We start from the raw sequence: 19,777 nt of genomic DNA on the forward strand, positions 1-19,777 counted from the left end.
CGGGAGGGTGGGAAGTCGACGCCCTCCCGGGCCGGCGGAGCTCGTTCTCCGGGTGCTCCAGGTCGTAGGCGTGCCGGGCCTGCGCGATCACCGCGCGATGGGCCGACGACCAGTCGGCGAGCGCCTTCACCAGATGGGTCAGACCCGCGCCGGTCTCCGTCAGCCGATAGTCCACCTGCGCCGGGACGGTCGGGTGGACGCGGACCGGCGACGCGCGAGCGACCGGCTCTTCACGATCCTCCTGGTGGCCGCCGTGGCCGCGACCCTGCCCGTCAACCGGCTGGTGCGGCGACTCGCCCGCTCGCACCGCGCACCCGCGGGGGACGCCGCCGCCCTGGCCCACCAGCAGCCGAACCCGGCGGGGACAGCCGTCGAGGGCCCGGGAGGGAAGCTCCCGCGCTGATCGCCGCCGGGGACCGCGGCCCGGTCGTGGCACGACCCGGAACACGGCGCCGCCCGCCGCGACAGCGCGATCCGCCGCGGCAGTCCCGCTCCCGGCGGGACTGCCGGCACCGGACGTGCGGCGTGGGAATTCCGGCCGTTCCCGACCCGCTCCGGCGGTCCGGCGGGAATCCCGGGGCCGCGGAATGCGCGCGGTGGGCGGGCGCTCGCCCGGGCGTGGATATCGGGGGTCGGCCCGCTCGTTCCGGGCTTTCCAGAATATGGAAACAATGGGGGCGTTCGCATGGGGCGGGCGTGGCGGGCGGGGTTGGTGTGACGGGTGTGGCGTGGGGTGGCGGGAGAGGGGAGGTTTGTTTTCGGGGCCGGGTGTTTGTGGTGTTCCGGGCCAATTCTCAATTAACCGGGCGGGGGGAGTAATCGGCCTACTCTATCGGCGGGTGGGGTGCCGATCCATGCTGGCGGGGTGGAACGCGTGGGGGCGGTGGTTCGCCGGCGGCCGTGGTTCCCGGGGGTCCGTGCGCGGCCGGTCTTTGCTGGTCGCGGGGGCTGTCGGGGGATCGGGGCGGTGTCGGGCGGGCTGCTGTTTTCATGTGGTGCCCGTGTCGTGCTCGTCGCCCGTCCGTCGTGCCGGTGGCCGGTGTCCGTCGGTCCGTTCCGGCGGTTCGGCGTGCGGGTGGGTGTTGGCGTTGTTGCGTTGTTCGCATACCCGGAGGAACCCCGTGGACGATTCTCCCCAGTCCTACACCGTCGTGTTCAACGACGAGGAGCAGTACTCGATCTGGCCCACCGGCCGGGACCTGCCCACCGGCTGGCACGCCGCCGGTGTCACCGGCACGAAAGACGACTGCCTGACCCATATCGGCACCGTGTGGACGGACATGCGCCCTCTGAGCCTGCGGCGAATCTCGGAGTAATCCCCGTTCCAGCCACGCACTTTTCCCGGCAGTGAAGGATGACGCGCGACATGGTCCTCAACGAATTCCACGCCCGAGTGATCGAAGCACCCGACACCATCGCCGTACAGGACGGTGAGCTGGAACTGACCTACCGTGCGCTGGCCGCGCACGCCTACGCCCTGGCGGCCGAACTCACCGACCGGGGCGTGGGCCCCGACAGCGTGGTGGCCGTGTACGCCGACCGGTCGGCGCACCTGGTGGTCGCGGAGGTGGCGGTGCTGCTCGCGGGCGGCGCCTACCTGCCGCTGGACCCGGCCCACCCGGGCGCGCGGGTGCGTCAACTCCTGGACGCCTCGGGCGCGGTGGCGGTGCTGACCACCGCCGCTCCGGCCGTCACCGACGTGCAGCTGGGCGCGGACGTCCTCCTGGTGGACCTGGACCGCGAGGTCCCGGCCGACTTCACGCCCCCGCCGCTGCCCGCGATCGAAGGCGACTCGCTGGCCTACGTGATCTACACCTCCGGTTCCACCGGCCGGCCCAAGGGCGTGGCCGTCAGCCACGCGAGCCTGGCGAACCTGATGCACTGGCACCACGCGACGTACGGCACGCGCTCCGACGACCGCAGCACGCTGCTGGCCAGCCCCGGCTTCGACGTGTCCGTCCAGGACATCTGGTTCACCCTGACCGCCGGCGCGACGCTGGTCGTGCCGCCCGCGCGGGTGCGGACCTCCCCGCCGGAGCTGACCGAGTGGCTGGCCCAGGAGCGCATCACCGTCACGTTCCTGCCCACCCCGCTGGCCGAGGCGGTGCTGGAGGAGTCCTGGCCCGCGCACACCGTGCTGCGGACCCTGCACACCGGCGGCTCGGCGATGCAGCGCGGCGTTCCCGAGGGCCTGCCCTTCCAGGTGGTGAACCTGTACGGCCCCACCGAGGCCACCGTGAAGGTGACGGCCTGCGAGGTGCTGCCCGGCGGACCGGTTCCCCCGCCGATCGGCGTGCCGGTGGACGGGGTGCGCGCCTACGTCCTGGACGGCCTGGACCCCGTGCCCGACGGCGAGGCCGGCGAGCTGTGCCTGGCGGGCGCGTGCGTGGCCCGCGGCTACCTGCACGAGCCGGCGGCCACCGCCGCGGCGTTCGTCCCGGACATCCTGGTGCCCGGCGAGCGCATGTACCGCACCGGTGACAAGGTGCGCCGCCGCGCGGACGGCGTCTTCGAGTACATCGGCCGCTACGACGACCAGGCCAAGATCCGCGGGTTCCGCATCGAGCCGGGCGAGGTGGCCACCGTCCTCAAGCAGCACCCCGGGGTCCGCGACGCCTTCGTGGCGGTCGAGAACTCGGGCCGGCCCAACGCCCGCCTGGTGGGCTACGTCGTCGGCGCCGTTCCCACCGCCGAGCTGGTCGAGTTCGTCGGCTCCCGGCTGCCGGCCTACATGGTGCCGGGCGCCGTGGTCACGCTGCCCGCGCTGCCGCTGACGCCCAACGGGAAGGTCGACCGGGCCGCGCTGCCCGGGCCCGACCGTTCGGCCTCCGGGCTGGCCGCCGCCGTGGTCGCGCCGAGCACCCCGACCGAGGTGGCGCTGGCGCGCATCGTCTCCGGGCTGCTGGGCGGCGCCGAGGTCGGCGTGCACGACGACTTCTTCGCCCTGGGCGGCAACTCGTTGCTGGTGGCCGGCCTGGTGGCCAAGGTCGCCTCCGAGCTGCACGCGGTGGTGACCGTGCCGGAGCTGTTCGGCGCCCCGACCATCGCCACCCTCGGCCGGATCATCGACAGCCGCGCCGACGGCGCCGACGCGGACACCGCCCCGGCCCCCACGCCCCCGCCGCTGCGCCGCGCCGCGCGCAACCGTCCCGTCCCGCTGTCGCTGCCGCAGGAGCGGGTCTGGTTCTTCGAGCAGCTGTCCCCGGGCAACCTCGCCTACAACTTCCAGGCCACCGTGTCCCTGCGGGGCGAGGTCGACGTGGAGGCGCTGCAAGCCTCGCTCGACGAGATCGTCCGCCGCCACGAGGTCCTGCGCACCACGTTCGTCTCCATCGGCGGCGTGGGCTACCAGCGCCCGCTGGCCGAGGCCAAGGCCTCGCTGCTGGTGCTGGACGTCCCCGCCGAAGAGGCCGACGAGGCGGTGGCCGCGCGGCTGCGCGAGCCCTTCGACCTGAGCAAGCCCCCGCTTGCCCGCTGGGTGCTGCTGCGCCACGGCGACGGCAACAACACCTTCCTGCACGTGGAGCACCACTTCGTCCACGACGGCTGGTCGCTGTCGGTGTTCCTGAACGAGCTGCGCGCGCTCTACCCGGCGTTCAAGGCCCACCAGCCCTCGCCGCTGGCCGAACTGCCCGTCCAGTACGCCGACTACGCCGTCTGGCAGCGCGACTGGATGAGCGGCGACGTGCTGCGCGCGCACGTCGAGCACTGGACCGCCCGGCTGGCCGGCGCGCCCGACACACTGGAACTGCCCGCCGACCGGCCCCGCCCCCCGGTGATGACCTTCCGCGGCCGCGCGCCGCGCATCCTCGTCCCCGCCCCCCTGGCCCGGCGCCTGCGCGCCTTCAGCCGCGAGAACCGCATCTCGCTGTTCACCACCATGTACGCGGGCTTCGCCGCGCTGCTGTACCGCTACACCGGGCAGCAGGACATGCTGGTGGGCACCGGCGCCGCCAACCGCAACCTGCCCGAGCTGGAACCGCTGCTGGGCATGCTCGTCAACACGCTGGTCCTGCGGACGAAGGTCACCGGCGACCAGGCCTTCAGCGACCTGCTCGCGCAGGTGCGCCAGAGCGTGGCCGAGACGCTGGCCTGGTCGGACACCCCGGTGGACGCCGTCATCGACGCGATCGACCCGGCCCGCGACCCCTCGCGCACCCCGCTGTTCCAAGTCATGTTCAGCTTCCACGACTCCGGGGTGCCCGACATCGACTTCGGCGGGCTGACCGGCAAGGTCACCGAGCGTTCGAACAAGACCGCCAAGTCCGACCTCAACATCATCGTGATCCCGCGCGCCGAGCAGCGCATGGGCCGGGCCCCGCGCCCCGAGGACGACGACCTGTGGATGATCTGGGAGCACTCCTCGGAGCTGTTCGACGCGGAGACCGTCGAGCGGATGATCGCGCACTACCTGACCCTGCTCTCCGACGCCATGGAGCGCCCCGAGAGCACGGTCGGCAGCCTGCGCCTGCTCTCGGAGACCGAGGCCGACCAGCTGCAGGGCTGGACCCGCGGCTCCGCCGAGGGCGCGCCGGCCACCGCGCCGGCCACCGCGCCGGTCACCGAGCTGATCGCCCGCCAGGTCGAGCAGCACCCCGACGCCGCCGCCGTGCGCTGGAACGGCGGACAGCTCAGCTACGCGCAGCTGTGGCAGCGCGCCGGCGCCCTGGCCGCCGAGCTGCGCGCCGCCAACCTGGCCGCCGAGGAGCCGGTGGCGGTGTACGCCGAGCGCTCCGCGGAGCTGGTGGTCGGCGAGCTCGCCGTCCTGATGGCCGGCGGCTGCTACCTGCCCGTCGACCCGAGCTACCCCGCCGAGCGGGTGGCCTACATCCTGCAGGACGCCGCCGCGCGCACCGTGCTCGCCACCGCCCGCACCCGCCCGCAGCTGCCGCAGACCGAGCAGGACCTGCGCGTGCTGATCGTCGACGCCGGCGGGAGCGGCGCCGCGGACCAGGAGGCGGTGCGCGCCGACGCGCTCGCCCCCGGCCGACTGGCCTACCTCATCTACACCTCCGGCTCCACCGGCCGCCCCAAGGGCGTCGCCCTCGAACACCGCGGCCTGAGCAACCTGGTCGCCTGGCACACCGCCCAGTACGGGCTCGACGCCACCCATCGCACCACGCTGTTCGCCAGCCCCGGCTTCGACGCCTCCACCTGGGAGATCTGGCCGACCCTGGCCGCCGGCGCCACCCTGACCGTCGTCCCCGACGACCTGCGCGCCGCCCCGGCGCCGCTGGTCGACTGGCTCGCCCAGGAGAAGATCACCACCGCGTTCCTGCCCACCCCGATCGCCGCGGCCGTCCTGAACGAGTCCTGGCCCGCCGACACCGCCCTGCGCTCGCTGCTCACCGGCGGCGACGTCCTGCCCTCCGCGCCGCCGCAGGGCCTGCCGTTCGCCCTGTACAACCACTACGGGCCGACCGAGAGCACCGTCGTCGCCACCGCCGCCGTCGTGCCGGACACCCACGCGCAGCGCCCCGCGATCGGCCGCCCGATCGCCGGCACCACCGCCCACGTCCTGGACGCCCAGCGCCGACCCGTGCCCACCGGCGTGTGCGGCGAGCTGTACGTCGGCGGCGCCGGCGTGGCCCGCGGCTACGTCAACCGCCCCGACCTGACCGAGCAGAGCTTCCTGCCCGACCCGTTCTCCGACACCCCCGGCGCCCGGCTCTACCGCACCGGCGACCTGGTGCGCTGGCTGCCCGACGGGCAGCTGGAGTTCCTGGGCCGCGCGGACGAGCGGGTCAAGATCCGCGGCTTCCGCATCGAGCCCGGCGAGGTGGCCGCCACCCTGCGCGAGCACCCCGACGTCAAGGACGCCGCCGTGCTGGCCCGCACCCCCGCCCCCGGCGCCGACACCACCCTGGTGGCCTACGTCTGCACCCACGGCCACGGCGAGCAGACCTCCGAGGACAAGCTCACCGCCTTCCTCCAGGACCGCCTGCCGATCTACATGGTCCCCGAGCGCGTGCTGCTGCTGGAGACGCTGCCGCTGACCGGGCACGGCAAGGTCGACCACGACGCGCTGGCCGCGCTCGTCCCGACCGCGCCCGCCCGTGCCCAGGAGCAGCAGGCCCCGGAGGGCCCGACCGAGGAGCGCATCGCGCAGATCGCCTCCGAGCTGCTGCGCGGGCAGTCGCTGGGACGCAGCGACGACTTCTTCCGCGCCGGCGGCCACTCCCTGCTCGCGGCCCGCCTCGTCGCGCAGGTCAACGAGGCCTTCGCCACCGCCGTCCCGATCTCCGCGTTCCTGCAGCGGCCCACCGTCGCCGGCCTCGCCGAAGCCGTCGACGCCGCCGCCACCGGGGCCGGCGGCGCCGGTCCGATCCTCCCGCGCGCCCGCCGCGCCGCCGCCCTGCAGGAAGACGGGGAACAGCTGTGAACACCCACCTGGAAGCCGACACCGGCGACGACGACCGCGCCCCGCTGTCCTACGCCCAGCAGCGCCTGTGGTTCCTCGACCAGCTCCAGCCCGGCAGCGCGGTCTACAACGTCCCGCTGGGCTACGACATCACCGGCCCGCTGGACGCCGACGCCCTCCAGCAGGCGCTGACCGGGACGGCGCGCCGCCACGAGATCCTGCGCACCGCGTTCCGCTCCGTCGCCGGCACCCCCCACCAGGTGGTGCTGGCGCCCGCCCCGGTGACCGTCCCGGTCACCGACCTCACCGACCGGGGCGACAGCCCGCAGCAGATCGCGGCCCGGGCCGCGGCCCTGGCCGACGAGGAGGCCGGCACCCCCTTCGACCTGGTCGCCGGACGCGTCCTGCGGGCCCGCCTGCTGCGCCTGGGCCCCGAGCACCACCGCCTGCTGCTGACCGTCCACCACCTCGCCTGCGACGCCCCCTCGGTGGGCACCCTCGGCAAGGAGATCGAGACCCACTACCGCGCCGCCCTCACCGAGGGCGGCCGGCCGCCGGGCGAACTGCCCATGCAGTACGCCGACTTCGCGCACTGGCAGCAGGAGACCCTGGCCGGCCCCGAGCTCACCCGCCTGCTGGGGTACTGGAAGCAGCACCTGGAGGGCATGCCCGCCCAGAACCTGCCCACCGACCACCCCCGTCCGCCGGTGCAGAGCTACCGCGGCGCCGCGCTCACCTTCGCCCTGCCCGCCGACGCCGTCCGGCGCCTCGACGAGCTGGGCCGCGGCGAGGGCGCCACCCTCTACAGCGTGCTGCTCGCCGCCTTCGCGGTCCTGCTGCGCGCCCACGTCGGCCAGGACGAAGTCGTCGTCGGCACCCCCGTCTCGGGACGCGAGCGCCCCGAACTGGCCCCGCTGATCGGCTTCTTCACCAACACCCTGGTGCTGCGCTGCGACCTCGCCGCCCGCCCCACCTTCCGCGAGCTCGTCCAGCGGGTGTGGGACGAGGTCAAGGGCGCCCTCGCCCACCAGGACCTGCCCTTCGAGAAGCTGGTCGAAGAGCTCCACCCCGACCGCGACCTCGCCCAGAACCCGCTGTTCCAGGTGCTGTTCAGCTACCGCCTGGAGGACGAGGGCGGCGGACCGAACCTCCAGGGCTGCCGGGTGAGCCCGGTGCTGGGCGACACCGGCGCCGCCCGCTTCGACCTCACCCTGAGCCTCACCCGCACCCCCGACGGCGTCAACGGCCGCCTCGAGTACAGCACCGACCTGTTCGAGGCCGACACCGCCCAGCGCCTCGCCGACCGCTACGCCCAGGTGGTGGCCGCCGCCGCGCAGGACCCCGACCGGCCGGTGGACGAACTGGCCGTCCTGCCGTCCGCCGAGCTGGAGACCCTCGCCCAGTGGCACGCCGGCCCCCGGGCGCACACCTCCCGGGCGCCGGTGCACGAGCTGCTGGCCCAGCGGGTGGCCGCCACCCCCGACGCCACCGCGCTGATCGCCTCCGACGCCACCTTGACCTACCGCGAACTCGACGCCCGCGCCGAGCAGTTCGCCGCCCGGCTGCGCCGCCTCGGGGTGGCCGCCGACGAACCGGTGGGCGTCCACCTGCACCGCACCTCGCTGCTGATGGTGGCCCTGCTGGGCATCCTCAAGGCCGGTGCGGCCTACCTCCCGCTGGACCCCGACTACCCCGCCGGCCGGCTGGCCTTCATGGTCGCCGACGCGGGCGTGCGCCTGGTCGTCGCCGACCCGGCCAACGCCGCCTCGGCCGGCCGCCTGGGCGCCGCCCGCGTGGTGGTCCCCGGCGAGCACCCGGCCGACGAACACACCGACGGCGAGCACCAGGACGGCGCCGCCGGGACGGAGGTGACCCCCGACAACCTGGCCTACGTGATCTACACCTCCGGGTCCACCGGACAGCCCAAGGGCGTCATGGTCACCCACCGCAACGTCGCCAACCTGTTCGCCGGCCTGAGCGAGGCCTTCGGCGACGACGAACCCAGCACCTGGCTCGCCGTCACCAGCGTCTCCTTCGACATCTCCGTCGTCGAACTGCTGTGGGCCCTCACCCACGGCCACCGCATCGTGCTGCGCCGCGAACCGCCGCTGCGCACCGGCAGCCGGAGCGCCGACGCGGCGGCCCGCTCCCGTCCCATCGACTTCAGCCTGCTCTACTTCGGCAGCGACAGCGAAGCCAGCCCCGAGGACCGCTACCGCCTGCTGCTGGAAGGCGCGAAGTTCGCCGACCGCAACGAGTTCACCGCCGTGTGGACCCCCGAACGCCACTTCCACCGGTTCGGCGGGCTCTACCCGAACCCGTCCGTGATGGCCGCGGCCGTCGCCGCCGTCACCGAACGCGTCCAGGTCCGCGCCGGCAGTGTCGTCATGCCGCTGCACGACCCGCTGCGGGTGGCCGAGGAGTGGTCGGCCGTCGACAACCTGTCGGCCGGCCGGGTCGGCATCTCGCTGGCGTCCGGCTGGCACGCCAACGACTTCGTCCTCGCACCCGACAACTTCGCCACCCGCAAGCAGCTGATGATGGACGGCCTCGCCGAGGTCCGCAGCCTGTGGGGCGGGAACCGGACCACCCGCCGCAACGGCGTCGGCGCCGAGGTCGAGGTCGGCATCTACCCGAAGCCGGTGCAGAGCCGGCTGCCGGTGTGGCTCACCAGCGCCAAGCACCCCGAGACCTTCCGGATGGCCGGCGAGGCCGGCACCGGCGTGCTGACCCACCTGCTGGGGCACAGCCTCGACGAGCTCGCCGAGAAGATCGCGCTCTACCGCAGGACCTGGCGCGAGCACGGCCACCCCGGCGAGGGCCACGTCGCGGTCATGGTCCACACCTTCGTCGGCGCCGACCTCGAAGAAGTCCGCGAACTGGTGCGCGAGCCGATGAGCCGCTACCTGGAGACCTCCTTCGACCTGATCGCCTCCCTGGGCGCCACCACCGGAAGCGCCGAGGACTTCACGTCCCTGCCGCCCGAGGAGCTGCGCGCACTCGTCGACCGGGCCTTCGAACGGTTCTTCGCCACCGCCAGCCTCCTGGGCACCCCCCAGGTCTGCGCCGACATGATCGACCGGATGAAGGCCGCCGGCGCGGACGAAGTCGCCTGCCTGATCGACTTCGGCGTCGAGGACAAGGCCGCGCTCGACGCCCTGACCCACCTCGTCACCGTCCGCGACATCAGCGAGGAACGCCGGACCGCCGCGCTGGCCGAGACCGAGGAACCCCTCGCCGAACAGCTGCGCACCCACCGGGTCACCCACCTGCAGTGCACCCCGTCGCTGGCCCGGGCGCTGCTCGCCGACCAGGACACCCGGGCCGAACTGCCCGGCCTGGAGCGCCTGTTGGTCGGCGGCGAAGCGCTGCCCACCGACCTCGCGGACACCCTCGCCGAGACCGTCGCGGGCACCGTCCACAACATGTACGGGCCCACCGAGGCCGCCGTGTGGGCGACCACCGCGCAGGGCTCCGCCACCATCGGACGCCCGCTGGCCAACGTCCGCGCCTACATCGCGGACCAGGACCTGCGGCTGTGCCCCGTCGGCGTCCCCGGCGAACTCCTGCTCGGCGGCGACGGCATCGTCCGCGGCTACCTCGACCGCAACCGCACCACCGCCGAACGCTTCCAGCCCGATCCGTTCACCGGCACACCGGGCGCGCGCCTCTACCGCACCGGCGACCTGGCCCGCTGGACCCCCGAGGGCACCCTCGAGTTCCTCGGCCGCCTCGACGACCAGGTCAAGCTCCACGGGCACCGGATCGAACTCGGCGAGGTCGAGGCCGCCCTGGCCCAGCACCCGGCCGTGCGCTCCGCCGTCGCCGTCATCCGCGGCACCGGCGCCGAGGGACGCCTGCTCGCCTACTACGTCCCCGACCCCGAGCACACCGCCACCGCCACCGAACTGCTCGCCCACCTCGCCACCCGGCTGCCCGGCTACATGCTGCCCGGCGCCGTGCACGCCATCGACGCCGTCCCGCTGACGCCCAACAAGAAGGTCGACCGCAACGCGCTGCCCGACCTGAGCGAGAGCCGCCCCGAACACGCCACCGCCTACACCCCGCCCACCAACGACACCGAACGCCTGGTCACCGAGGTGTGGCGGGACGTCCTGGGCGTCGAACGGGTCGGGCTGGACGACAGCTTCTTCGCCCTCGGCGGCAACTCCCTGCTGGTCGTCGTCGCCCGCGCCCGGCTGCTCGAACAGCGCGACAGCGCCCTGTCCCTGGTCGACATGTTCCGCTACCCGTCCGCCCGCGCCCTGGCCCAGGCCATGGACCGCGCACCCGGCGCCGACGCGGACGACAACCCGGCCGCCGGCGCCGCCGCCCGCGCCGCCGCCCGCCGCGGCGCCAGGAACTCCGCCGCCCGCCGCGCAGGCAGGACAGGAGCGTGAGCGTGCCCACCACCACACCGACCCGGCAACGAGCAGAAGGGGGCCTCGGGTGAGTACCGAGCCAGAAGACACCATGGAACCGATCGCGGTCGTCGGGCTCAGCGGACGACTGCCCGGCGCCCCCACCATCGACGCGTTCTGGCAGAACACCCGCGACGGCGTCGAATCCATCTCCCACTTCACCAGCGAGCAGCTGACCGAGGTCGGCTGGCCCAAGGAGATGATCACCCACCCCGACTACGTCCCCGCCGCCGGCGTCATCGAGAACGCCGACCACTTCGACGCCGACTTCTTCGGCTACACCCGCGAACAGGCCGAGATCAGCGACCCGCAGCAGCGGATCTTCGCCGAAACGGTCTGGCACACGCTGGAGGACACCGGCCACGACCCGGCCCGCTTCGACGGCGCGATCGGCGTCTACGCCGGCCAGTTCGCCAACAAGTACCTCCCGCTCAACCTGCTGGCCAACGCCCGCTTCCGCGGCTCGATGTCGGCCTTCTCCGCCCGGCCCTACAACGACAAGGACTTCCTCGCCACCAGGGCCGCCTACCTGTGCGACCTGCGCGGCCCGGCGATGACCGTCCAGTCCGCCTGCTCCACCTCCCTGGTCGCCGTCCACCTCGCCTGCCAGGCCCTGCTGGGCCACGAGTGCGACATGGCGCTGGCCGGGGGAGTGGCCCTGCCGATCCCGCTGATCGGCGGCTACCCCGTCGTCGCCGGCGGCATCTTCGCCCGCGACGGCCACTGCCGCCCCTTCGACGCCTCCTCCAGCGGGACCGTCCCCGGGTACGGCGTCGCCGTGGTGGCCCTGCGCCGCCTCAGCGACGCCCTCGCCGACAACGACAACATCCGCGCCCTGATCCTCGGCAGCGCCCTCAACAACGACGGCTCCGCGAAGTTCGGCTTCAACGCGCCCAGCATGCAGGCCCAGTCCGAGGTCATCGCCACCGCCCAGGCCGTCGCCGGCGTCAGCGCCGAGAGCATCGGCTACGTCGAGGCCCACGGCACCGGCACCCCGCTCGGCGACCCCATCGAACTCGCCGGCCTCACCAAGGCGTTCAACACCCAGGAGCGCGGCTACTGCGCGATCGGCTCCACCAAGGCCAACATCGGCCACCTGGACGCCGCCGCCGGAGCCGCCGGATTCGCCCGCGCCGTGCTGGCCCTCCAGCACGCCGAGATCCCGCCCAGCATCAACTACGAGGCGCCCAACCCCGCCCTCCTGCTGGAACGCACCCCCTTCTACGTCCCCACCACCGCCCGCCCCTGGCCCAGCGGCGCCACCCCGCGCCGGGCCGGCGTCAGCGCCTTCGCCGTGGGCGGCACCAACGCCCACATCGTCCTGGAGGAAGCGCCCGCGCCCGAGCCCGCCGCGGAAAGCGCCCGCGAGCACCACCTGCTCGTGCTGTCCGCCCGCACCCCGCAGGCCCTGGCCGACGCCGCCGCCAACCTCGCCCGGCGCCTGGAGAGCGACGACGACCTGGACCTCGCCGACGTCGCCCACACCCTCCAGGTCGGCCGCCGCGCCTTCGCGCACCGCCGCCACCTGGTGTGCCGCGACCGGGCCGAAGCCGTCGCCGCCCTGCGCGCCCCGGCCCCGCCCACCGCCGCCGCCGGGACCCGCCGCAGCGTCTTCGTCCTCCCGGGCGCCGACGCGCTGCGCCCCGACGCGGCCGCGCAGATCTACCGCAGCGAGGCCGTCTTCGCCCGCGAGGTCGACCACTGCGCCGAACTGGCCCGCCCCCTGCTCGGCCAGGACCTGCGCGCCGTGCTGTTCCCCGGCACCTGGAACGGCGCCGACGGCGCGGACCGGACGGACCCGCGCGCCACCGCGCCGGCCGCCTTCGCCCTCCAGTGGGCGCTCGGCCACCTGTGGCAGTCCTGGGGCGTCCGGCCCGCCGCCATGATCGGCGACGGCGGCGGCGAACACGTCGCGGCCTGCCTGGCCGGCGACCTCGACCTGCCCACCGCCCTCGCCCGCGTCGCCGCCGACCCCGGCGCCACCGACGCCACCGCCTTCGTGGCGGCGCTGCGCGAAGCGGCCGCGGCGCCCGGCACCGCCCTGCTGGCCATGGGACCCGCCGACGGCATCGTCCGGGCCCTCGCCGGCCAGGACGGCGCCGAACGGTTCACGGTCCTGCCCTCGCTCGGCTCCGCCGACACCGACCGGGACGGCCTCGCCACCCTGCTCGACACCCTCGGCGCCCTGTGGCAGGCCGCCACCGACATCGACTGGGACGCCGTCCGCGGCACCGCACGACCGCGGCGTGTGTCCCTCCCGGGCTACCCGTTCCAGCGCAGCCGCTACTGGATCGGCCCCGACACCGGAAGCTACGAACCCCTGGGTCTGGAGGAGCCGTCATGGACGAGCCACTGATTGCGATCGTCGGCGCGGGCGTCATGGGCACCGGCATCTCGACGCTCGTCGTCGGGAACGGACTGCCCGTCGTCCTGGTGGACATCGAACAAGGCGCCCTCGACCGCGCCACCACCGCGATCAACCTCGGCCTTCGCCACGCCCAACTCACCGGCGCCAGGCCGCCCGGCACCACCCCGGGCACCCTGCGCACCACCCTGCAGCTGTCGGACATCGCCGACGCCGCCGTGGTCATCGAGGCCGTCACCGAGGCGCCCGACCGCAAGGCCGAGGTCCTCGCCGCCGTCTCCGCGCTGGTCGGCCCGGCGACCCCGATCATCTCCAACACCTCCGGGATCCCGATCGACGAGATGGCCGCCTGGGTCAAGGACCCCGGTGCCCTGATCGGCACCCACTTCATGAACCCCGCCTACCTGATCCCCATGGTCGAGGTCATCCGTGGTCCCCGGACCGCCGACCGCACCGTCCAGCAGGTCCTGTCCACCCTCACCCGCATCGGCCGCCGCCCCGTCGTCGTGCGCGACGCGCCCGGCTTCGTCACCAGCCGGCTCCTGCACCCGATGATCAACGACGCGGCCCGCATCGTCAGCGAAGGCACCGCCACCGTCGAGGACGTCGACACCCTCATGCAGGGCTGCCTCGGCCACCCCACGGGCCCGCTGCGCACCGCGGACCTGATCGGCATCGACAACCTCGTCGACGCCCTGGAAGAACTCCACGCCCGGACCGGCGACGAGCGGTGCCGCCCCAGCGAACTGCTCCTTGAGAAGGTCCGGCGAGGCGAGCTCGGCCGAAAGAGCGGCCGCGGCTTCTACCACTACTACAGTGAGGCACAGTCATGACCGCCGAGCACACCTCCGCGTCCTTCGACACCGACGCCGTCATCGACCGGATCACCCGCTTCGTGGCCGAGCAGACCAGCACCGCCCCCGACACCGACCAGGACCTGTTCGCCACCGGCCTGGCCAACTCCATGTTCGCCATGCAGCTGGTCGTCTTCCTCGAGCAGACCTACGCCGTCACGGTCGCCGGCCCCGACCTGCAGCTGTCCAACTTCCGCACCGTCAAGAGCATGGCCGCCCTCGTCGGCCGGCTCCAGGCGCAGCCCGCCGCCGGCAGCGATGTCTGACGCGGCCGCCTCCGGACACCAGGACACCTGGGACCTCGTCCGGAGGGACGCCGGCGCCTGGGACACCGCGGGCGAGATCCCCCGCACCCTGCTGACCGAGCTGGGCGCCGCCGGCCTGCTGTGCGCGGAGGTCCACAAGCAGTACGGCGGCCTCGGCCTCACCGGCCGCGACAGCGGTGAACTCACCGCCCACGTCGGGAGCCTGTGCAGCTCGCTGCGCAGCGTCATGACCTCCCAGGGCATGGCGGCCTGGACGATCCAGCGCCTGGGCACCGCCGAGCAGCGCGCCGCCTTCCTGCCCCGGTTGACCGGCGGCCGCCTCGCGGCCGTCGCGTTCAGCGAACCCGAGGCCGGCAGCGACCTGGGCGCGATGAGCGCCCGGGTGCAGCACGACGGCGACAGCGTGGTCCTCGACGGCAGCAAGATGTGGATCACCGCCGCCGCCTACGCCGACCTGATCGTCGTCATCGCCAGGAGCGGCGACGGCGCCGTCGCGGTCGTCGTGCCCGTCGACACCCCGGGCGTGCGGATCGAGAAGATCCCCCACCCGATGGGCTGCCGCGCGGCGGGCCACGCCCAGGTCCACCTGGAGGGCGTGCGGCTGCCCGCCGCCAACGTCCTGGGCGGCGCGGCACTGGCGCTGCCCTTCCTGATCACCACCGCGCTCGCCTACGGTCGGATGTCGGTGGCCTGGGGCTGCGTCGGCATCCTGCGCGGCTGCCTGGCAGCCGTCACCGAACACGCCGCCACCCGGCGCCAGTTCGGCCGGCCGATCGGCGAGCACCAGCTGGTGGCCCGCCGCATCGCCGAGCTCTACGCCGCCGAGCGCATCGCCACCGGCGTGTGCCGGGACGCCGCCGAGCACTGGGAGGCCGGCTCACCGGAGCTGGTCATCTCCACCGTCCTGGCCAAGCACGTCAGCGCCACCCAGGCCGTCCGGGGCAGCGCCTCGGCGGTGCAGGCGATGGCCTCCGCCGGCGCCGTCGACGGGCACGTGGTCGCCCGCGCGTACCGCGACGCCAAGCTGATGGAGATCATCGAAGGCAGCAGCGAGATCTGCCAGCTCGAACTGGCCAGGCACGCCCTGGCCACCGGGAAATCCACCGCGCGAAAGGAGCCGGCGCAGTGAGCGGACCGCAGTCACCCGACCAACCGCTCCCCACCGTCAAGTGCGTCGTCTGGGACCTCGACAACACCCTGTGGAAGGGCACCCTGCTCGAGGGCGACGACGTCGCCGTCGACGCCCGGGTCCGCGAGACCGTCCTCGGCCTCGACGCCCGCGGCATCCTGCAGGCCGTCGCCAGCAAGAACGACCACCAACCCGCCTGGCAGCGCCTGGAGGACCTCGGCCTCGCCGAGTACTTCGTGCACGCCAGGATCGGCTGGGGCCCCAAGTCGACATCCGTCCAGGAGATCGCCGACGACCTGAAGTTCGCCCTCCACACGATCGCCTTCATCGACGACCAGCCCGCCGAACGCGCCGAGGTGGCCTTCCACCACCCGCAGGTGCGCTGCTACCCGGCGGAGGACGCGACCGGGCTGCTGGACCTGCCGGAGTTCACCCCGGCCACGGTCACCGTCGACTCGCGCCGCCGCCGCGAGATGTACCTGGCCAACGCGCGCCGCCAGGCCGAGCAGGACTCCTTCGACGGCCCGTCGCAGGAGTTCCTGCGCTCCCTGGACCTCGTCATGGAGATCCGCCGGGCCACCCCCGAGGACATCTCGCGCATGGAGGAACTCACCCTGCGCACCAGCCAGATGAACGCCACCGGCGTGCACTACTCGGACGCCGACCTGCGCGCGCTCCTGGACGACCCCCGCCACGAGGTCCTCGCCATCACGATGAGCGACCGCTTCGGCTCGCACGGCGCCGTCGGCGTCGGCCTGGTGGAGCGCGGCCCCGCGGCCTGGCACCTCAAGCTGCTCGCCACTTCCTGCCGCGTCGTCTCCTTCGGCGCCGGTGCCACCATCCTGAACTGGCTGGTCGGCGAGGCGGCCGCGGCCGGCGTCCACCTGATCGCCGACTTCCGCCCCACCGCGCGCAACCGGGTCATGGAGGTCGCCTACCGCTTCGCCGGGTTCACCGACGAACTCTGCGCCTGCGTGGCCGAGTCGGCCCCGCCGGAAGGCGGACAGACGCAGCGGCTGCACATCACGCCGGCCCCCCGGCCGGTGCCCGACACGCTGCGCCTGACCGCCGTCGCCCTGGCCGCCGCACCCTGACCTGCCGCCTCCCCTCCGGCGCGCCTTGCGGGCGCGCACCGGGCAGCGGCACCCGCGCCCGTCGTTCCCCGCCCCCCGGCGGGGGCGGCGGGCGCCGGCATGCGCGGGCGCGGTGCGGCGGCAGAGGCGGAGGCGGAGGTGGAAGCGGGGCGCGGAGGCGGCCTCTGCGCGCGGCGGCGGGGCGCGGGGTCCGGGTGGCAACTCCGCGCCGCAGCAATGCCGTTGGCACCCGCCGCAGACACGAAGGAGTCCCCCCGACCGGCTGTCGGGGGGACTCCTTCGTGCGCCGGGCCCGCGGGGGTCAGCGCTTGCGGGCCAGCGTGATGCCGTCGGCCATGGTGAGCATGGAGACGTCCACGCGGGGATCTCCGTGCAGCGCGGTGTTGAGCTCCCGGACCGCGACGGTGTCCGGGTCGTGGCTGTCGGGATCGACGACCCGCCCGAAGAACAGCGTGTTGTCGATGACGATCAGCCCCTGCGGGCGGGTGAGGCCGAGCGCGGCCTCGTAGTAGGCGCCGTAGTTGGCCTTGTCCGCGTCGATGAAGACGAGGTCGAAGCTCTCCTTGCCCCGTTCGTCGAGGAGTGCGGCCAGGGTCCCCGAGGCGTCCCCGAGGCGGACGTCGATGCGGTCGGCGACGCCGGCGCGCTGCCAGTAGTCGGCGCCGATGGCCGGCCACCGCCCGTTGAGGTCCAGGGTGACCAGGGTGCCCTCGGACGGCAGCGCACGGGCCATGCACAGGGTGCTGTAACCGGTGAAGGTGCCGATCTCCAGGACCGACCGGGCGCCGGTCAGGCTCACCAGGAGCGCCAGCAGCTGGCCCTCCTCGGCCATCACCTGCATGGCCGCGCCGCCGGGCAGTCCGGCGGTCTGCTCGCGCAGTTCGGCCAGCAGGGGGTCCTCGCGCAGCGAGACGGCGCGCACGTACTCGCGGATTTCCGGGGTGGCGACGATCTGCTCTGCCATGGCGCGGCTCACGCCCGCCGGGCGATGCAGGAGAAGGACAGCGGGATCGGGTCGCCCGGGATGCGCCAGTTGTGGTCGCCGTCCGGCACCATCAGCGGGAGCCGCTGGCGGGCGTCGTAGGGGACCTCGCGGATGCGCTCGATGGTCATGCCCGCGTTGATGAGGGCGTTGACGACCTGCTCGATGCTCCAGCGCCAGCCGTAGATGCTGTGGGTCTCCACCTCCACCTCGTCCTCGATCCGGTCGGAGTAGGTGGAGGACATCTCGTGGTGCACGTCCCGGGACCGGAACAGCGAGCGGGCGATCCGCAGTTCGCCGTCCACGTCGCCCATGAGGGTGAGCATCGGGTGGATCTCGACCACGGTCAGGGTGCCGCCCGGCTTGACGTACTGCGTGGCGACCTTGGCCCAGGCGTCGATGTCGGGCAGGAACGACAGGGTGCCGTAGCCGGTGAAGACCATGTCGAACTGGCCGTCGAGGACGCCGGGCAGGTCGTAGAGGTTGGCCTGGACGAACTGCGCGTCGAGGTCGAGCTCGGCGGCGAGGCCGCGGGCGATGTCGACGGCCTCGTCGGAGATGTCGGTGCCGGTGACCTTCGCGCCCATCCGGGCCAGCGAGAGCGAGTTGACGCCGATGTGGCACTGGAGTTCGAGCAGGGTCTTGCCGCTGACGTCGCCGAGCTCCTCCCGCTCCAGCTTGCGGAGCATGTTGTGGCCCTGCTTGAACTGCTCGACGTTGTAGTAGGAGGACTGCATGTGCGCCCGGGCGCGCAGATTGAAGCCTTCCCGGTTGGCCGATATCTTCTCGAGGTCGCTCATGGAGGTCATCGCTGTTTCCCTTCGGCGTGGATGTGCGGTGGGGTGCGGTCGCCGACGACCAGTGGGCCCAGATCGCGGCGACTGGTCACCCCGAGCTTCTGGTATGCGCGGCCCAGGTAGTTGTCGACGGTGCGGGCGGACAGGGCCAGTCGGTGCCCGATGGCGGGACTGGTCAGGCAGCCCGCGGCCAGGAGGACGACGTCCCGTTCGCGGCTGGTCAGGTCGACCAGTGGTGCGGTCAGCTGCAGCAGCGGGGTCGTCGCGGTCGGACAGGCGAGGGAGCTGGGGGAGGTGCGGGTGCGGCGCAGGGCGGCCGCGGCGGTGGCGGTCTCCGCAGCGAGCAGGTCCATGCCCAGTTTGGTGAACTTCGCGCCGGCGAGGTCCAGTGCCGCGGGGTCGGAGCGGGCCAGTGCGGCCGCGGCGGCGGCCATGGCCGGCACGACCGGCCCGGGGACCAGTTCGATGAGCGCGGCCAGGCGGTGCCGGACGGCGTGCGGGTTGCCCAGGCGGGCCACATCGTAGCTCGCGGTGGCTTCGACGGCGTACTGGCCCAGGGCCATGGCGATGTCGGCGGCGGCCAGGGCCTGGCGGGCGGCGAGGGTGGTGTTCCCGCCGGCCGCGGTGGCCCAGGCCCGGCTGAGGGTCGACCAGGGCAGGAAGAGACGGTTCTCGTGCTGACTGTCCTGGCGGGCGTCGGCCTGGTCGCCGAAGACGGCGAGTGCGGCGGGGCGCGGCGCCAGCACGAGGTGCGGGGTGGGGCCGTCGAGGCGGTGCGGGGCGCCGGTCACGTCGGCGACCCGGCCGCGCATCGCCAGCCAGCCGGCGGCCAGGGCGGTGTTCCCGGCGGCCACCTCGTGGCGGTAGCCGTTCTCGGCGATCCGGCAGGCGTGGCGCACCTGACCGGCCATCAGCAGGGCGAAGCAGTGTGCGTAGCCGATCTCGGCGAACCAGGGCCGGCCGGGGCCGGGCCGGTCGGCCGCCTCCGGGTCGAACCAGTGGGGCGCCCGGGCCGCGACGACCAGGGTGGTGACGGCCGGTCCGATCGCCGTGTCGAGCAGGTGCCGCTCGGGCAGGGCCGGTTCGGTGGCGGCGCCTTCGGCGGCGCAGCCCTCCAGGAGCAGCAGGCCGGCCCAGTGGGCCCGGGCCGAGAGCCCGTCGATGTCGTCCGCGAAGCGCGGGCGGGCGGCCGCGTCGGTGCCGGTCGCCGCGTCCCAGGAGGGGATGGTCGCCGCGGTCACCGCCCAGTGGGTGCAGCCGGCCGGGGCGTCCAGGGTGCGGGCGTCCAGAAACCGGTGGGGCGGCGGTTCGACCACCGGGAGGGAGCCTAATCGATATGCGTCCGGGTTGTTCGACTGTGCCGTTTTCACGGTGCCGTCGCCGGCGATTACTATGCCGGGCCCATGCACCGGTCTTGTCTCGGCAATTGATTGCACAACAAAGCACCCCCCGGTGTGTTGAAAGGAGACCTTTCGTGCTGTGCCCCCCGCCGGAATCGGAACCGCGCG

At 73.7% G+C, this 19,777-nt stretch carries 12 protein-coding genes and 1 pseudogene; 9 read left to right on the top strand and 4 right to left on the bottom strand.

What is annotated here, in order from left to right:
- Positions 1-34: 34 nt before the first annotated feature.
- A pseudogene (locus ACFV4P_RS01095) lies at positions 35-199 on the bottom strand (winged helix-turn-helix transcriptional regulator); the annotation flags it as partial.
- Between ACFV4P_RS01095 and ACFV4P_RS01100 the strand changes: the two are divergent.
- The 9 genes from ACFV4P_RS01100 to ACFV4P_RS01140 all read left to right on the top strand — a co-directional run bounded on the left by ACFV4P_RS01100 (position 134) and on the right by ACFV4P_RS01140 (position 16,490).
- Positions 134-403 carry a hypothetical protein gene (locus ACFV4P_RS01100; protein WP_380467126.1) on the top strand — a complete coding sequence of 90 codons (270 nt, stop codon included), beginning with the start codon at positions 134-136 and terminating at the stop codon, positions 401-403. The pseudogene ACFV4P_RS01095 and the gene ACFV4P_RS01100 overlap by 66 nt on opposite strands.
- 451 nt (positions 404-854) lie before the next feature.
- Positions 855-1,316: an MbtH family protein gene (locus ACFV4P_RS01105; RefSeq protein WP_380465955.1), complete on the top strand. Its 462-nt coding sequence runs from the start codon at positions 855-857 to the stop codon at positions 1,314-1,316.
- 50 nt (positions 1,317-1,366) lie between these two features.
- Positions 1,367-6,382 carry an amino acid adenylation domain-containing protein gene (locus ACFV4P_RS01110; RefSeq protein WP_380465957.1) on the top strand — a complete coding sequence of 1,672 codons (5,016 nt, stop codon included), beginning with the start codon at positions 1,367-1,369 and terminating at the stop codon, positions 6,380-6,382.
- A complete protein-coding gene (locus ACFV4P_RS01115; protein WP_380465959.1) occupies positions 6,379-10,761 on the top strand; it encodes a MupA/Atu3671 family FMN-dependent luciferase-like monooxygenase in 4,383 nt (1,460 codons plus the stop codon). Before ACFV4P_RS01110 ends, ACFV4P_RS01115 begins: the two co-directional genes overlap by 4 nt.
- Positions 10,762-10,834: 73 nt before the next feature.
- Positions 10,835-13,138 carry a type I polyketide synthase gene (locus ACFV4P_RS01120; protein WP_380465961.1) on the top strand — a complete coding sequence of 768 codons (2,304 nt, stop codon included), beginning with the start codon at positions 10,835-10,837 and terminating at the stop codon, positions 13,136-13,138.
- On the top strand, positions 13,123-13,980 hold the full coding sequence (locus tag ACFV4P_RS01125; RefSeq protein ID WP_380465963.1) for a 3-hydroxyacyl-CoA dehydrogenase family protein: 858 nt from the start codon (positions 13,123-13,125) through the stop codon (positions 13,978-13,980). Before ACFV4P_RS01120 ends, ACFV4P_RS01125 begins: the two co-directional genes overlap by 16 nt.
- On the top strand, positions 13,977-14,267 hold the full coding sequence (locus tag ACFV4P_RS01130) for an acyl carrier protein (RefSeq protein WP_380465965.1): 291 nt from the start codon (positions 13,977-13,979) through the stop codon (positions 14,265-14,267). Before ACFV4P_RS01125 ends, ACFV4P_RS01130 begins: the two co-directional genes overlap by 4 nt.
- Positions 14,260-15,396: an acyl-CoA dehydrogenase family protein gene (locus ACFV4P_RS01135; protein ID WP_073816525.1), complete on the top strand. Its 1,137-nt coding sequence runs from the start codon at positions 14,260-14,262 to the stop codon at positions 15,394-15,396. The genes ACFV4P_RS01130 and ACFV4P_RS01135 overlap by 8 nt, the downstream gene beginning before the upstream one ends.
- Positions 15,393-16,490, top strand: coding sequence for an HAD-IIIC family phosphatase (locus tag ACFV4P_RS01140; protein WP_380465967.1), 1,098 nt, complete (start codon positions 15,393-15,395; stop codon positions 16,488-16,490). Before ACFV4P_RS01135 ends, ACFV4P_RS01140 begins: the two co-directional genes overlap by 4 nt.
- Positions 16,491-16,791: 301 nt before the next feature.
- On the opposite strand, the gene ACFV4P_RS01145 is transcribed toward ACFV4P_RS01140, so the two are convergent.
- From ACFV4P_RS01145 to ACFV4P_RS01155, 3 genes are read right to left on the bottom strand one after another with little or no spacing between them, the layout of a single operon-like run.
- Positions 16,792-17,454, bottom strand: coding sequence for an O-methyltransferase (locus ACFV4P_RS01145; protein ID WP_380465969.1), 663 nt, complete (start codon positions 17,452-17,454; stop codon positions 16,792-16,794).
- An 8-nt stretch (positions 17,455-17,462) separates the two neighbouring features.
- Positions 17,463-18,281, bottom strand: a complete 819-nt coding sequence (locus ACFV4P_RS01150; protein ID WP_380465971.1) for a class I SAM-dependent methyltransferase — start codon at positions 18,279-18,281, stop codon at positions 17,463-17,465.
- Complete coding sequence (locus tag ACFV4P_RS01155) at positions 18,278-19,585, bottom strand: helix-turn-helix transcriptional regulator (protein ID WP_380465973.1); 1,308 nt, start codon at positions 19,583-19,585, stop codon at positions 18,278-18,280. Before ACFV4P_RS01155 ends, ACFV4P_RS01150 begins: the two co-directional genes overlap by 4 nt.
- Positions 19,586-19,777: the final 192 nt, after the last annotated feature.

It is taken from the genome of Kitasatospora sp. NPDC059795, assembly GCF_042732175.1.
Taxonomy (GTDB): Bacteria; Actinomycetota; Actinomycetes; order Streptomycetales; family Streptomycetaceae; genus Kitasatospora.

Coding starts and splice junctions, on each gene's coding strand:
- ACFV4P_RS01135 (WP_073816525.1), top strand. CDS start 14,260: ATGTCTGACGCGGCCGCCTCCGGACACCAGGACACCTGGGACCTCGTC.
- ACFV4P_RS01125 (WP_380465963.1), top strand. CDS start 13,123: ATGGACGAGCCACTGATTGCGATCGTCGGCGCGGGCGTCATGGGCACC.
- ACFV4P_RS01105 (WP_380465955.1), top strand. CDS start 855: ATGCTGGCGGGGTGGAACGCGTGGGGGCGGTGGTTCGCCGGCGGCCGT.
- ACFV4P_RS01130 (WP_380465965.1), top strand. CDS start 13,977: ATGACCGCCGAGCACACCTCCGCGTCCTTCGACACCGACGCCGTCATC.
- ACFV4P_RS01150 (WP_380465971.1), bottom strand. CDS start 18,281: ATGACCTCCATGAGCGACCTCGAGAAGATATCGGCCAACCGGGAAGGC.
- ACFV4P_RS01110 (WP_380465957.1), top strand. CDS start 1,367: ATGGTCCTCAACGAATTCCACGCCCGAGTGATCGAAGCACCCGACACC.
- ACFV4P_RS01100 (WP_380467126.1), top strand. CDS start 134: ATGGGTCAGACCCGCGCCGGTCTCCGTCAGCCGATAGTCCACCTGCGC.
- ACFV4P_RS01120 (WP_380465961.1), top strand. CDS start 10,835: ATGGAACCGATCGCGGTCGTCGGGCTCAGCGGACGACTGCCCGGCGCC.
- ACFV4P_RS01145 (WP_380465969.1), bottom strand. CDS start 17,454: ATGGCAGAGCAGATCGTCGCCACCCCGGAAATCCGCGAGTACGTGCGC.